We start from the raw sequence: 15,331 nt of genomic DNA on the forward strand, positions 1-15,331 counted from the left end.
GCTATGGCGTTTTCAGCCGTCTTCGACTATTAGTAATTGGGTCACGCACGCCGCGTCCGTTGCATGAACGGCGCGGGCTTCGAGGCATGACGCATCATGCGCCGCTCTCTTACAGGCATTCGACCGACAAGACCGGAGGCAGCCACGACCCATCACTTCCATCAGGCTCGCGCGCGCTGACGTTGCAAGCTGGCCTGTCCAGCGCGTTCTCATCGCAAGGCGGCACGGTCACGCATACGCGCATGACCGGGAAAACGCTCGCCTGCGCGCCGCTCAACTGTCGGCCGTCCCAGAGGGGGAGGCGCCTATGGCGTTCGTGTCGGAACGGATACTGGACTGCTGCCGGTTCGCCCCACGGTCACGCACCGGGCACGCCGCGCGGTGTGCATCGCTTGCCGCGTTCGTCCTGCTGGCGCTGGCCGCCTGCAAGAAGCCGCCCCCCGAGGCACAGAAACCTCCGGTCGATGTGACCGTCGTCACGGTCGCCGCCCAGTCCACGCCCGTCGAGTTCGAGTTCACCGCGCAGACGCAGAGTTCGCGCGAGGTCGAGATCCGCGCGCGCGTGGATGGCTTTCTCGAGAAGCGCCTGTACACCGAAGGCGCGCTCGTCGCAGAAAACCAGATCATGTTCGTGATGGACAAGCGGCCGTTCGAGGCCGCGCTGCAAACCGCCAAGGGCGCGCTCGCGCAGCAGCAGGCGCGGCTCTACGTGACGCAGCAGAACCTGGCGCGCGTGAAGCCGCTTGCTGCAATGAACGCATTGAGCAAGAAGGATCTCGACGACGCCATCGGCAACGAAAAGCAGGCCGAGGCCGCCGTCATCTCCGCGAAAGGCGAAGTGCAGACCGCCGAGCTCAACCTGAGCTATACGACCATCCGCTCGCCGCTCAAGGGCCTCTCCAGCTTCGCGCGCGTGCAGGAAGGCAGCTACGTGACGCCGACGCAATCCGGCCTGCTCACCTACGTCTATCAGCTGGACCCGATGTGGGTGAACTTCAGCATCTCGGAGAACGAGTTGCTGACCTATCGCGAGCAGATCCAGAAGGGCCTGCTGCGCTTTCCGCCCGAGAACAAGTTCGACGTGACGATCATCCAGGCGGACGGCTCCGTGTATCCGCAGACGGGCCGCATCGACTTCACGAATCCGGCCTTCAGCACCGATACCGGCACCTTCCTGGTTCGCGCGGTGTTCGCCAATCCGAAGGGCATCCTGCGGCCCGGCCAGTTCGTCAAGGCGCGCGTGGCGGGCGCGGTGCGTCCCAATGCCATCCTGCTGCCGCAGCGCGCCGTGCTGCAGGGCGCGAAGAGTCATTTCGTCTGGGTGCTCGACGAGCAGTCGAAGCCGCGTCAGCGCGTGGTGGAAGTGGGCGAATGGCATGGCGACGACTGGTTCATCACGAGCGGCCTGCGCGCGGGAGAGCGCGTGATCGTCGATGGCGCGATCCGCGTGTCCGCCGATTCGCAACTGCACGTGACCAGCACCGCACCCGCTGCGGGCGCGTCCGCAGCCAGCGAGGCCGGCCAGTGATCTGATTGAAAGCTCGTCGCGCGGAAGAGGCCAATGAACATTTCACATTACTGCATCGACCGCCCGATCTTCGCCTCGGTCATCTCGATCGTCATCACACTGGGCGGCGCGCTGTCCATGCTGGCGTTGCCGACCGCGCAGTATCCCGACATCACGCCGCCGCAGATCACCATCTCCGCGACCTATCCGGGCGCGAGCGCCGACGTGGTCGCGAACAACGTGGCCGCGCCGATCGAGCAGCAGGTCAACGGCGCGGACAACATGATCTACATGAGCTCGTCGAGCTCATCCACGGGCAACCTGACGATCAACGCATACTTCCAGATCGGCACGAATCCGGAACTCGCGCAGGTGGACGTGCAGAACCGCGTGAACCTCGCGCTGCCGCAACTGCCGCAGTCGGTGACCTCGCAGGGCGTGCAGGTGCAGAAGAAGTCGCAGGCGTTCATGATGGTGATCGCGATCTATTCGCCCGACGAACGCTACGACGCCACCTATATCGCGAACTACGCCAACGTCTATGTGCTCGACGCGCTCAAGCGCATTCCGGGCGCGAACCAGTCGAGCATCTTCGGCACGCCCGACTACGCGATGCGCATCTGGCTCAAGCCCGACCGCATGGCGCAGCTCGGCATCACGGCCGCCGACGTGCAGCGCGCCGTGTCGAACCAGAACCAGCAGTTCGCGGTAGGCCGGCTGGGACAGTCGCCGACCGGCGCGCCCGTCGAACAGTCGTTCGCCGTGACGACCTCCGGACGCCTCACCGAGCCTTCCGAGTTCGAGAACATCATCATCCGCGCGCAGTCGGGCGGCGCGGCCATCGTGCGGCTGCGCGACGTGGGCCGCGCCGAACTCGGGCAGAAGGACTACTCCATCCGCAGCCGCTTCCAGGGCAAGCCCGCGACGGTGCTCGCCGTGTACCAGCAGCCGGGCGCCAATGCGCTCGACGTGTCGAAGCTGGTGCGCGCGCAGCTTGCCGAGATGAAGAAGACCTTTCCGGAAGGCATCGACTACCAGATCGCGATGGACACCACGGAGTTCACGCGCGCGTCCATCACCGACGTGGTGCATACCTTCTTCGAGGCGGTCGTGCTGGTGGTGATCGTCGTGTTCGTGTTCCTGCAAAGCCTGCGCGCGACGCTCATTCCGGTGCTGGCGGTGCCGGTGTCGATTGTCGGCACCTTCATGGGCATGGCGGCGCTGGGCTTCTCGATCAACATGCTCACCTTGTTCGGCATGGTGCTCGCCATCGGCATCGTGGTGGACGATGCGATCGTCGTGATCGAGAACGTCGAGCGCAACATGACCGTGTTCAAGCTCGATCCGAAGACCGCCGCCAAGAAAGCCATGGACGAAGTGGCGGGACCGGTGGTCGCCATCGTGCTCGTGCTGTGCGCGGTGTTCGTGCCGGTGGCCTTCCTCGCCGGCATCACCGGGCAGATGTACAAGCAGTTCGCCATCACCATCGCGATTTCGGTGGTGATCTCGGGGCTCGTGGCGCTCACCTTGTCGCCGGCGCTCGCCGCATTGCTGCTCAAGCCCGGCCATCACGAGAAGAAAGGCTTCTTCCGCTGGTTCGACCGCCAGTTCGAACGCATGACGCACGGCTATACGCGTGCCGTGCAACTCGTGATCCGGCGCTTCGTGATCGGGCTGTGCATCTTCGCGGGCGTGATCGCGCTTGCCGTCGTGATGATGCGCGACATTCCCACCGCCTTCCTGCCGCCCGAGGACCAGGGTTATCTGCTGGGCGCGGTCATCATGCCGGACGCGGCCTCGCTCGACCGCACCGGCGCGGTGTCCGAGCGCGTCACCGAATACTTCATGAAGCAGCCGGCAGTGGGCAGCATTACGACCGTCGATGGCTTCAGCATTCTCGACAGCCAGAACAAGAATAATTCGTCGACCTTCTTCGTCGGCCTCAAGAGCTTCGACGACCGCTATACGTCGGCCAATATCCGCACCGAGAATGCGCGCGCCGTGCTGATCGACGCTTACAAGCATCTGTCGCAGATTCGCGAGGGGATCGTCGTGCCGCTGAATCCGCCGTCGATCCCCGGTCTCGGCACCACCGGCGGCACCGAGATGTGGATCCAGAGCAAGGGCGATGCGCCGATCGCGCAGTTCGCGGCGCTGGTGCAGGATTTCGTCGAGCGGGCGAAGCAGCGGCCGGAACTGACAGGCGTGACGTCGACGTTCAACGCGTCGTCGCAGCAGTTGCTGGCGGACGTGGACCGCGACAAGGCCGAGACGCTCGGCGTACCGGTTGAGGATGTCTACAGCGCGATGCAGACCATGTTCGGCTCGCTCTATGTGTCGCAGTTCAACCGCTCGAGCCGGCTGTGGCAGGTGATCCTGCAGGCGGAGCCGTCGTATCGCATCAAGCCCGACGATCTCACGCAGATCTTCGTGAAGAGCAAGAACGGCAACATGGTGCCGCTGAAGGCCGTGGTCAACACGCGCTATGTCACCGGCCCCGATCTCATCACGCGCTTCAACAACTTCCCGGCGGTGAAGATCACGGCGAACGCCGCGCCGGGTTACGCATCGGGACAGGTGATCCAGGCGCTCGAAGCAGTCGCGGCGACGCTGCCCACGGATTACGGCATCGCGTGGAGCGGCGAGGCCTATGAGGCGAAGCAGTCGGGCAGCAGTTCGGCGCTGGTGTTCGTGTTCGGTCTCGTGATGGTGTTCCTGATCCTCGCGGCACAATACGAGAAATGGAGCCTGCCGATCGGCGTGCTGATGGCGGTGCCGTTCGCGATCTTCGGCGCGCTGCTCGCCATCCTGCTGCGCGGCCTCAACAACGACGTGTACTTCCAGATCGGCCTGACGATGCTGGTTGCGCTCGCGGCGAAGAACGCCATTCTCATTTTCGAGTTTGCCGTGCTGAACCGCGAGTCGGGCAAGTCCGTGCTCGACGCCACCATGGTCGCCGCCGAAGAACGCCTGCGCCCGATCGTGATGACTTCGCTCGCGTTCATTCTCGGCTGCGTGCCGCTGGCCATCGCGACAGGCGCGTCGGCGAACAGCCGGCATTCCATCGGCACGGGCGTGATTGGCGGAATGCTCGGCGCCACGGTGATCGCCGTGTTCTTCATTCCGATGTTCTTCTTCGTGCTCGAAACGCTGTCGGAACGCTCGGACAAGAAAAAGAAGAAGCCAGCCGATGCGCCGCCCAGAGAACAGGGAGACTGACATGCGCCGGTTTCCCCTCGCCCTCCCGGTTCTCGTCATGACGCTGATGCTCGGCGGCTGTCTGCTCGGGCCGGACTATTCACGCCAGCCGGTGGAAACGCCCGCCAACTGGCGCTTCTCCTCGGGCGAAGCCGCAGACACCGCCAACACCGAATGGTGGAAGCAGTTCCAGGATCCCGTGCTCGACGAGCTGATCGACACCGCGCTGGCGAACAACAAGGACGTGAAGATCGCGGCGGCGCGCATCGACCAGTTCATGGGCCAGTTCGTGACCACGCGCGCGGCGCTGTTCCCGCAGGTCTCGGCGGGCGCGACGGCGGCGCGCCAGCGCGCTTCGCAGGCGGGTCCGCAGCCTCTGGCCGGCTTCGGGCCGGTCTACAACAGCTACGAGGTGTCGGTGTCCGCCGCCTGGGAACTCGACGTGTTCGGGCGCAACCGGCGGCTGACCGAGTCGGCGCGCGCGAACCTGCTGTCGAGCGTCGAAGGGCGGCGGGCAACGATCCTCTCGCTGGTGGCATCGGTGGCGTCGTCGTATCTGAATCTGCGCAGCCTCGACAAGCAACTGGAGATCGCCAAAGCGACGACCGACAGTCGCGCCGAATCCGTGCATGTCTTCACGTTGCGCTTCGAGGGCGGCGAAGTCTCGCAGATGGAACTCGCGCAAAGCCAGTCCGAATACGAAGCCTCGCTCGCGACGATTCCGCAGATCGAAACCTCCATTGCACAGCAGGAGGACGCGTTGTCCGTCCTGCTCGGCGACAATCCCGGCCCGATCCTGCGCGGCCGCACGCTCGGCGAGATGCAGACGCCGGTGATTCCAGCGGGCCTGCCATCGGATCTCCTCGAACGACGCCCCGATCTGCTGCAAGCGGAACAGGATCTGATCGCGGCCAATGCGCTGATCGGCGCGGCGCGCGCGCTCTACTTTCCGCAGATCTCGCTGACCGGCCTGCTCGGCACGGCGAGCGGGCAGTTCTCTTCGCTGTTCACGGGGCCGTCGCGGGTCTGGTCGTTCGCGGGACAGGTCACGCAGCCCATCTTCACGGCGGGCAACATCTCGGGACAGGTGCAGTCGGCCGAAGCGCAGCAACGCGGCGCGCTGCTGACCTACCAGAAAGCGATCCAGGTCGCGTTCCAGGAAGTCGACGACGCGCTCATCGCCTCGACCAAGCTGCACGAGCAGCTAGAAACGCAGGGCCGTCAGGTCACGGCGCTGTCCACCTATTCGCGTCTGGCGCGGGCGCGTTATGAAGGCGGCTACACGAGCTATATCGAAGTGCTCGATGCCGAACGCAGCCTCTTCAACGCCCAGCTCTCGCTGACGCAGACGCAGGCGGCCGCGCTGGTGTCGTTCGTCACGTTGTACAAGGTGATGGGCGGCGGCTGGGTCGTCGCCGCCGACAAGCTCACGACGCAGCAAGACGCAGCGTCGTCCGCGTCATCCACTCCGCAGACGGTGCAATGAACACGCCCGCTTCCGGCCGCGCGCTGATCGCCTGCCACGAATGCGATCTGCTCCAGCATGAACACGCCGTGCCGCCGGGCGGCGTGTTGCGCTGCTGCCGCTGCCGCGCCGTGCTGTACCGCAGGCGCGCGCCGGGCTTCGAGCGCGCCCTCGCCTTCGCGCTCGCGGCCTGCGTGCTGTGGCTCATCTCGAACGCGTGTCCGATCGTCGGTTTGTCGGTGAACGGCGATCTGGTGGAGACGACGCTGATCGGCGCCGTGCGCGTGCTGTATCGCGACGGCATGTGGCCGCTCGCCGCGCTCATCTTCTTCACGACGATCCTGATGCCCGCGTTGCAGGCCATCGGCATGGTGTGGCTGCTGCTGCCGCTGTTTCTCGGGCGCGTGCCTTGGCGCGCGGACACGGTGTTCCGCCTGCTGCGCGTCGCGCGCGAGTGGGGCATGACCGAAGTGCTGATGCTGGGGCTGCTGGTGGCGCTGGTGAAGCTCGCTCATATCGCGTCGGTGGTGACGGGGCCCGCGCTGTGGTCGCTGGCGGCGCTGATGGCCTTGCTCGTGGCGGCGTCCTCCGCCTGGGACGAACGCGCGATGTGGATGCGCATCGACGGCGCACCGCCCGGCCTGCCCGCCGGCACGCCGCTGCATGGACCTATCGCGGCGGCGAGCGGCATCTGCGTCTGTCACGACTGCGGGCTCTGTACCCCTGGCACGCACAGGCACCAACGGCTGGTCTGCCCGCGCTGCGGCGCGCATCTGCATCTGCGCAAGCCCGGGAGCCTGTCGCGCACCTGGGCGTTCCTGAGCGCGGCGGCCCTGCTCTACATTCCCGCGAACCTGCTGCCGGTGATGAACACCAGTTCGCTGTTCGGCGCGGAGAAAGACACGATCATGAGCGGCGTTGCGTATCTGTGGCAATCGGGCTCGTGGCCGCTTGCCATTGTCGTGTTCATCGCGAGCGTCGCGGTGCCAATGCTCAAGATCCTCGCCATCGGCTATCTCGCCGCCAGCGTCAATCTGCGTTCGACACAGCGCAGCCCGCTGCGCGCGCGCATCTACCGGATCGTCGAGTTCGTCGGCCGCTGGTCGATGCTGGATATCTATGTGATCGCCGTGCTGGTCGCGCTCGTGCAGTTCAGCGCGCTCGCCACCATTGCCGCGGGGCCCGCCGCGATTGCGTTCGGCGCCGTGGTCGTACTGACGATGTTCGCCGCCATGTCGTTCGATCCGCGCCTGATCTGGGACCCGCCGCCCGACGCGCGCCCGGAGACATTGCGATGAACACGCCGAACGACATGCCCGACGCCGAAGTCGTGCCGAGGAAACGCTGGCGCATTCCATGGGTGTGGGTGGTGCCGGCGGTCGCGCTGCTGATCGGCGTGTGGCTGGCGGCGCAGGCCGTGCTCGAAAAAGGTCCGACCGTCACCATCACCTTCAAGAGCGGCGAAGGACTCGAAGCAGGCAAGACCAAGATCAAGTTCAAGGACGTGGACATCGGCCAGGTGAAGTCCGTCACGCTCTCGAAGGACTACACGCACGTGGTCGCGACGGCCGATCTCACGCGCGATGCCGCCAACATGCTCGTCGAGGACACGCGCTTCTGGGTCGTCCGGCCGCGCGTGGCAGGCGGCTCGGTGTCGGGCATCGGCACCTTGCTGTCGGGCGCGTATATCGGCATGGATATTGGCAGGACCAGGCGCGACCGGCGCGATTATGTCGGACTGGAAACGCCGCCCGTGTTCGCCAGCGATGTGCCGGGCCGCCAGTTCGTCCTGAAGGCCAGCGATCTCGGTTCCGTGGATGTCGGCACGCCGGTGTTCTTCCGGCGTCTGCAAGTGGGACAGGTGACGTCGTTCGAACTCGACCGCGACGGCAGCGGCGTCACGCTGCATGTGTTCGTCAACGCGCCCTACGACCGCTATGTGAACGCCGATTCGCGCTTCTGGCAGGCGGGCGGCATCGACGTCACGCTCGGCACCGACGGACTCAAGGTCAACACGCAGTCGCTGGTCTCGATCCTGGTGGGCGGCCTCGCCTTCGAAACGCCGGCGGTCTCGCTCAGCTGGGCCGAAGCGCCCGCCGATACCGTCTTCAATCTCTTCGGCACGCGCGCCGATGCGCTGCGCGTGCAGGAACGCATCGTCGAGACCTATGTGTTCAACTTCCAGGGCTCGGTGCGCGGACTGGCCGTGGGCGCGCCCGTGGAGTTTCGCGGCATTCAGATCGGCGAGGTGTCGGCCATCTATACGCGCTTCGACCCGGCGACGAAGCAGATCAGCATACCGGTCGAAGTGAAGCTGTATCCGGAACGCTTCACGTCGCGCTTCGCGAATGCGCCCCCGAAAAGCGGTCGCATGGTCAGCGACCCGAAGGCGCTCGCGGACTTTCTCGTCGAACGCGGGCTGCGCGGGCAATTGCGCACGGGCAGTCTGCTGACGGGGCAGTTGTATGTGGCGATGGACTTCTTCCCCGCCGCGAAGCAGGCGAGCGTCGACTGGAGCCGCACGCCGCCCGAACTGCCGACCACGCCGAGCGGTCTCGATTCATTGCAGGACTCGATCAACCGCATCATGACGCGCATCGACAAGCTGCCGATCGAGCAGCTGACCGCGAGCGCACAGAAGACCCTCAACGCGACGAGCCTGCTGATGCAGGGCCTCAATACCGATGTCCTTCCGCAAGCCGCGGCGACGCTCAATGCCGCCCGCAGCGCGCTCGATGCCGCGCACGCGACGCTCAGCCCCGATTCGGGCTTGCAGCAGGACACGGCGGAAGCGGTTCGCGAATTGACACGCACGGCGGCTTCGTTCCGCAATCTCGCCGATTATCTTCAGCAGCATCCTGAAGCGCTGCTGCGCGGCAAGCCGGAGGAGAAACCATGACGCCGCGTGTGATCGTGCTGCTTGCCATTGCGGCGCTCTGCGCGGGCTGTGCTTCGCCGCGTGCGAGCTTCTATCGATTGAGTCCGGATGCCGCTTCGGACACGGCAGGCGCAAGCGCGATTCAGCAGGCGGTGATCGTCGGGCCGGTGACGGTGCCCGAACTCGTCGACCGCCCGCAGATCGTCACGCGCAGCACCAACAACGAAATCGCGATCAACGAATATGCGCGCTGGGGCGAACCGCTGAGAAGCGGCATCGCGGATGCCATTGCCGGCAATCTCGGCCTGATGCTCGGCTCGGACCGTGTCGCGGTGGCGTCGCGCGCGCCGGCCGATGCGCGGGCGTGGCGCGTGCGCATCGATATCCAGCAGTTCGAATCCGTGCCTGCCGAAGCGGTCGTGATCGATGCGCGCTGGTCCGTGCGCCGGGACAACGACGGCGGCGCCGTCATCCATGCGAGTGGGCGGACCTTCGTGCGCGAACCGGTGAACGGCGGCGACACCGACGCGCTGATCGCCGCGCATGACCGTGCGCTCGCCCGCGTGAGCCGCGACATCGCGACGGCCATCCGCAACGGTCACTGAATGGTGTAGCCGCGTCCCTGCATGCACGCCGACCACGCGCGATAGTACGTCGACATCGCGCCCTGGCTTTGCGATTGGGCGTTCGCCTGCTCCGCGCGCTTCGCCTGCCGCGCACGCGCGCCGCCCGCCATCGTGCCCGCGACTGCGCCGGCGGCGGCGCCCTTGCCCGCATCGCCCGCGATGGCGCCGATGGCCGCGCCGCCCGCCGCCCCGCGCGCCGCACCACCCAGACGCTGGCCGCCATGCCCGGCTTGCGCGCTCTGCGAGCTTTGCGCGCCGGTCGTGGCGGGATTGGCGGGATCCACGCCCGTGTTGCTCTTCGCCCAGCTATAGCAGGCGCCGTCGTCGCTCTGTTGCTGCTGCGCGCTCTGCCCCTTGGCGGGATAGGCAATCGGCTTGCTCTGCGCGATGACATCGAGCGCGATCATGGCCAGCACGATCGCGCAGCACGTCCGTACGTTCCTTGCTCTCATGGCGACTCCTTGCGTGAGTGGCGGAGGCTCGATGGTCTGTCACGGTCGTGCGCGCCTGTGTGTGCTTGAACTGATGTTGAACTGATGTTGAACTGATAGTGCCGTGCGTCGCCCGTGTCAATGGGCGACGCAGGAGGTCAGCGCGCCATGCTGCGCAGCATGTCCACCGCCGCACGAGCGGCCACTTCGCAGCCCAGCACGAGATCCGCTTCGGACGTGTCTTCGATGAAATCGTGACTGACGCCGCCGATGCTCGGCACGAACAGCATGCACGCAGGAAGATGCGGCGCGATCACCTGCGCATCGTGCGATGCGCCGCTCGGCATGGCTTCCCAGCGCCCGGGCGCGAGCGCTTCGGCGGCATCGGCGAGTTGCGCTTGAAGTGCTGCGTCCATCGTGACGGGATCTTCGGGCGGTTCGGTATCGAGGAACTCGACTTTTACTTTTTCCTTCGCGTTGAAGTCGCTTATTAGCGCAGCGAGTGCAGCTTCCATCGCGTGCAGACGAGCCAGGCTCGCGTCGCGGAATTGCAAAGACAGCTCAGCGCTGCCGGGCACGATGCTGAACGATCCTGGATCGAGATCGATGCGGCCGACGGTCCACACGGTATCGGCATCGGCGAGCTGACGGAATGCTTCGTCCATGCGCCCGATGAACGCCACCAGCGCGGCGCCCGCGTCGCGACGGATCGACATCGGCGTGGTGCCCGCATGGTTGCGCTGGCCGGTGAAGCGCAACCTGAGCTCACGAATGCCGACGATGGTCGTCACCACGCCAATCGACTTGCCATGCGCCTCCAGCCGTCCGCCCTGCTCGATATGCGGCTCCAGATAAGCCTTGTGACGCGTCTTGTCGAGTTGCACGCGCGGCCGGTCTGCTAGTCCCGCCTGAGCGATGGCATCGCGCAGCAGCAGGCCGTCGCGATTGCGCGCGTGGTCGAGTGCATCGTCCACGGATGCGCCCACGAAACTGCGGCTGCCCAGAAAGCCCGAGAAGCTGCCTTCCTCATCCATCCACGACGCGACATCCAGCGCGAGATGACGCGTGCTTTCACACTCGGCCAGCGCCCGCGCGATCTCCAGGCCATAGATCACGCCGAGCGCGCCGTCGAGCCAGCCGCCGGTGGGCTGCGTGTCCGTATGCGAACCGATCAGCAGCGCCGGGCTCGGATGGCGCGACTGGCCGAAGATGTTGCCGACGCCGTCGATGGTCGCGGACAGCCCCGCTTCTTCCATGCGCTGCGCGAGCCAGCGCCGTGCGTCCATGTCGATTGGCGAGAGCGCCAGACGCACGACGCCCGTTCCCGTCGCGCCGAAGCTGCGCAGCCGTTCGAGATCTTCGATCAGCCGCTTGCCGTTGATCTTCGGCATCAGCTTTGCCATGCGGCGCCGTCCGGATAGTGATGACGCGCGAGCGACTCCGCTTTCATCTCGATGCTGTAGCCCGGACGCTGCGGCGGCATGTAGCGGCCGTTGCGGATCACGACGGGATCGAGGAAGTGCTCGTGCAGATGATCGACATATTCGAGCACGCGGTTTTCCAGCGACCCCGACACGCAGATGTAGTCGAACAGCGAGATGTGCTGCACGTATTCGCACAGGCCCACGCCGCCCGCATGCGGGCAAACGGGCACGCCGAACTTCGCCGCCATCAGCAGCACGACGAGCACTTCGTTCAGTCCGCCGAGACGGCAACTGTCCACCTGACAGAAGTCGATGGCCTGCGCCTGCAGCAATTGCTTGAACATCACGCGGTTCTGGCAGTGCTCGCCTGTCGCCACGCCGATGGAACCCAGCCGGCGACGTATCGACGCGTGGCCGAGGACATCGTCGGGACTGGTCGGCTCTTCGATCCACCATGGGTCGAACTCCGCGAGACGACGCATGTTCGCCACGGCTTCATCGACTTCCCAAACCTGGTTCGCATCCATCATCAGCTTCGAACCGGGACCGATCTCTTCACGGAGGATGCGCGCACGCCGCACGTCTTCTTCGAGATTGCCGCCGACCTTCTGCTTGAAGTGCGTCCAGCCCTGCGCGACGCCTTCGCGCGCGAGGCGGCGAATCTTGTCGTCGTCATAGCCGAGCCAGCCCGCCGATGTGGTGTACGCGGGATAGCCCTGTTCGAGCATTTCCTTCTCGCGCTGGCCGCGCGTCTTTTCATGGCGGCGCAGCAGTGCAATGGCCTCGTAAGGCGTGATGGCGTCCGTCACGTAGCGGAAGTCGAGGCAGCGCACCAGTTGTTCCGGCGTCATGTCCACCAGCAGTTTCCACACCGGCTTGCCTTCCGCCTTTGCCCACAGGTCCCATGCGGCATTCACGACGGCTGCCGTGGCCAGATGGATCGCGCCCTTGTCCGGACCGATCCAGCGCAACTGACTGTCCGAGGTGAACGCGCGCCAGAACGCACCCATGTCCGACGTGATCTCCTCCAGCGTCTTGCCGACGATCAACGGCGCAAGCGCCTGCACCGCCGCCACGCAGATCTCGTTGCCGCGTCCGATGGTGAACGTGAGACCGTGACCCGTAAGGCCTTGCGGTGCATCGGTGGCGAGCGTGACATAGGTGGCGGAGTAGTCCGGCGCGGCGTTCATGGCGTCGGAGCCATCGAGCGAACGCGACGTGGGGAAGCGGATGTCCTGCACGGACAGGCCGGTGATCGTAGTCATCTGAATGCGCTCCTGAGCGAAGACCTGAACGAAAACGAAGCGGGAGAAGCGGATTGAATCTGCGGGATAACACCATGCGCCATGCACTGAAACACATGCTTTCCCAAACTGAGAGATACGCCATGACATCGAGCATGCCTTAGCGGGTTTATACGCATTCGGCACGCGTTGACAAGGCTGCTCCGGCTTCCTAGCATGCTAGCATCTTCATCGCAAAGCAAGCATGCCGTGAGTACTTCATCCGATACCGCGAGCGTCATCAGCAATCCCTACGATGCGTTGCACAAGATCAAGAGCGGCGACCGTGGCAGCCTCACCGACGCCGTCGAGGCCGCATTGCGCGAAGCCATCGTGACGCTTGCGCTGGAGCCCGGGCTCATGATCGACAAGCTCGCGGTCTGCGACCGAATGGGCGTGTCGCGCTTTCCGGTATCCGCCGCGCTGGCGCGCCTCGAACATGCGGGGCTCGTCGAAGTCCTGCCGCAGCGCGGCACGCGTGTGAAACCTATCGCGCTGGAAGATATCCGTCAGCATCTGTTCATTCGCAGCGCGCTCGAAGTCGAGACCGTGCGCGGCGTCGCGAAGCTGCGCGACAGTACCGTGCTCGATGCCCTCGCGCTCAATCTCGATCAGCAGCGCAGCACGATCGGCGACGGCCAGCGTCTCGCGTTTCATGAACTGGATCTGGCCTTTCACGAGATCCTGCTCGACGCCATCAAGCTGCCGCGCGTGAAGGAGATCGTCGCGGTGTCGCGCAGTGCGCTGGATCGCGCGCGGCAGTTGCTGGCGAGTCCCGAGCGTGTCGCGCATACGTTCGCCGAACACGAACGCATCTTCGAAGCCATTCGCAGCGGCAAGGCCGAAGCCGCCGGACGGGCCATGCACGACCATCTGGATCAGGTGGTCGCTGAACTGCGGCGCTCGGCGGCGGAACGGCCGGACCTGTTCGCGCCGTGAGCCTGCGTGAGCGCCATGATCGACAATGCCTACCGGAACAGGACCCGAAGCCACTCCCATGACACCCCCGCTCATATCGGTCAGCAAGCTCTGCAAGCGCTTCCCCGGCGTGCGCGCGCTGCATGAGATCCAGTTCGATCTCAAGCCAGGCGAAGTCCATGCGTTGATGGGCGAGAACGGCGCGGGCAAGTCGACGCTCATGAAGATTCTCGCCGGCGTCTACACCCGCGATTCGGGCGACATGCTGTTCGACGGCCAGCCGGTGGAGTTCACGAGTCCACGCGAGGCGCAGGCGCTGGGCATCGGCATCATTCATCAGGAACTGCAACTGATGAATCATTTGAGCGTCGCGCAGAACATCTTCATCGGGCGTGAGCCGCGCAAGTGTCTCGGCTTGCTGCTCGATGAAGACAAGCTCAATGCCGCCGCCCGCGACATCCTCGCGCGCATGCATGTAAAGCTCGATCCGCGCACCATCGTGGGCACGCTGACCGTTGCGAGTCAGCAGATGGTGGAGATTGCCAAGGCGCTGTCGTTCGATTCGCGCGTGCTCATCATGGACGAGCCGACCTCCGCGCTCAACGATGCCGAAATCGCCGAACTGTTCCGCATCATTCGCGAGCTGAAGGCGCATGGCGTGGGCATCGTCTATATCTCGCACAAGATGGACGAGTTGAAGCAGATCTCCGACCGCGTCACCGTGATGCGCGACGGCGAGTATGTGGCCACGGTTCATACGGCGGAGACGAGTGTGGATACGATCATCGGCATGATGGTCGGGCGCACGCTCACGGATTTGACCTCGTTCCTCGGCGGCTCGGATCAGGGCGAGGTTGCGCTGGAAGTGAAGCATCTGAACGCGGGGCCGCTGGTGCGCGACGTGAGCTTCACGCTGCGTCGCGGCGAGATACTCGGCTTCGCGGGCCTGATGGGCGCGGGCCGCACCGAAGTCGCGCGCGCGGTGTTCGGCGCGGATCCGGTGCAATCCGGCGAGATTGTCGTGAAGGGCGTGCTGGCGAGCATCAAGAAGCCGAGCGATGCAGTGCGGCGCGGCATCGGCTATCTCTCGGAAGACCGCAAGCGCTTTGGCCTCGCGACGGGCATGGACGTGGAATCGAACATCGTCATGTCCAATCTCGGCAAGTTTCTCAGCGGCCGCGTGTTCCTGCGGCGCTCGAAGATCCGCAAGACCGCCGCGCATTTCATTCGCCTGCTCGCGATCCGCACGCCCTCGCCCACGCAACCGGTGCGGCTGCTTTCGGGCGGCAATCAGCAGAAGATCGTCATCGCGAAGTGGCTGGAACGCGATTGCGACGTGCTGTTCTTCGACGAGCCGACACGCGGTATCGACGTTGGCGCGAAGAGCGAAATCTACAAGCTGCTGCGGTCGCTGGCGCAACAGGGCAAGGCGATCGTGATGATCTCGTCGGAACTGCCGGAAATATTGCGCATGAGCGACCGCATCGTCGTGATGTGCGAGGGGCGCATTACCGGCGAGCTGTCTTCGGGCGACGCGACGCAAGAGCGGATCATGGAGCTCGCGACGCGGCGTGAATCTTTGCAAGCGGCTTGAGCCGCAA

Annotated in this window: 11 protein-coding genes; 8 read left to right on the forward strand and 3 right to left on the reverse strand. The window is 65.2% G+C overall.

Annotation, left to right across the window (positions count from 1 at the left end):
* Positions 1-307 precede the first annotated feature (307 nt).
* The 6 genes from QCE83_RS24520 to QCE83_RS24545 are packed head-to-tail and all read left to right on the forward strand — an operon-like array spanning position 308 to position 9,653.
* A complete protein-coding gene (locus QCE83_RS24520; RefSeq protein ID WP_309817446.1) occupies positions 308-1,528 on the forward strand; it encodes an efflux RND transporter periplasmic adaptor subunit in 1,221 nt (406 codons plus the stop codon).
* A 33-nt stretch (positions 1,529-1,561) separates the two neighbouring features.
* Positions 1,562-4,726 carry a multidrug efflux RND transporter permease subunit gene (locus QCE83_RS24525; protein WP_309817449.1) on the forward strand — a complete coding sequence of 1,055 codons (3,165 nt, stop codon included), beginning with the start codon at positions 1,562-1,564 and terminating at the stop codon, positions 4,724-4,726.
* A gap of 1 nt (position 4,727) precedes the next feature.
* Positions 4,728-6,191: an efflux transporter outer membrane subunit gene (locus tag QCE83_RS24530; protein ID WP_309817451.1), complete on the forward strand. Its 1,464-nt coding sequence runs from the start codon at positions 4,728-4,730 to the stop codon at positions 6,189-6,191.
* Complete coding sequence (locus QCE83_RS24535) at positions 6,188-7,468, forward strand: paraquat-inducible protein A (RefSeq protein ID WP_309817453.1); 1,281 nt, start codon at positions 6,188-6,190, stop codon at positions 7,466-7,468. Before QCE83_RS24530 ends, QCE83_RS24535 begins: the two co-directional genes overlap by 4 nt.
* On the forward strand, positions 7,465-9,069 hold the full coding sequence (locus QCE83_RS24540; protein ID WP_309817457.1) for an MlaD family protein: 1,605 nt from the start codon (positions 7,465-7,467) through the stop codon (positions 9,067-9,069). The genes QCE83_RS24535 and QCE83_RS24540 overlap by 4 nt, the downstream gene beginning before the upstream one ends.
* Positions 9,066-9,653, forward strand: a complete 588-nt coding sequence (locus tag QCE83_RS24545; RefSeq protein ID WP_309817459.1) for a PqiC family protein — start codon at positions 9,066-9,068, stop codon at positions 9,651-9,653. Before QCE83_RS24540 ends, QCE83_RS24545 begins: the two co-directional genes overlap by 4 nt.
* Here the strand turns inward: QCE83_RS24545 and QCE83_RS24550 are convergent.
* The 3 genes from QCE83_RS24550 to QCE83_RS24560 all read right to left on the reverse strand — a co-directional run bounded on the left by QCE83_RS24550 (position 9,647) and on the right by QCE83_RS24560 (position 12,794).
* Positions 9,647-10,126: a hypothetical protein gene (locus QCE83_RS24550; protein WP_309817462.1), complete on the reverse strand. Its 480-nt coding sequence runs from the start codon at positions 10,124-10,126 to the stop codon at positions 9,647-9,649. The genes QCE83_RS24545 and QCE83_RS24550 overlap by 7 nt on opposite strands.
* 137 nt (positions 10,127-10,263) lie before the next feature.
* The gene (locus tag QCE83_RS24555; RefSeq protein WP_309818737.1) at positions 10,264-11,496 is read right to left on the reverse strand and encodes a Zn-dependent hydrolase; all 1,233 of its coding nucleotides are present in this window, start codon (positions 11,494-11,496) and stop codon (positions 10,264-10,266) included.
* Positions 11,496-12,794 (reverse strand): L-fuconate dehydratase, encoded by a 1,299-nt coding sequence (locus QCE83_RS24560; RefSeq protein ID WP_309817466.1) that lies wholly within the window; start codon positions 12,792-12,794, stop codon positions 11,496-11,498. The genes QCE83_RS24555 and QCE83_RS24560 overlap by 1 nt, the downstream gene beginning before the upstream one ends.
* A 195-nt stretch (positions 12,795-12,989) precedes the next feature.
* Between QCE83_RS24560 and QCE83_RS24565 the strand changes: the two genes are divergently transcribed.
* Positions 12,990-13,751, forward strand: a complete 762-nt coding sequence (locus QCE83_RS24565; RefSeq protein ID WP_309817468.1) for a GntR family transcriptional regulator — start codon at positions 12,990-12,992, stop codon at positions 13,749-13,751.
* Between the two features lie 58 nt (positions 13,752-13,809).
* Positions 13,810-15,324, forward strand: a complete 1,515-nt coding sequence (locus QCE83_RS24570; protein WP_309817471.1) for a sugar ABC transporter ATP-binding protein — start codon at positions 13,810-13,812, stop codon at positions 15,322-15,324.
* Positions 15,325-15,331: the final 7 nt, after the last annotated feature.

The sequence above is a fragment of the Caballeronia sp. LZ034LL genome (assembly GCF_031451215.1).
Lineage (GTDB): Bacteria > Pseudomonadota > Gammaproteobacteria > Burkholderiales > Burkholderiaceae > Caballeronia.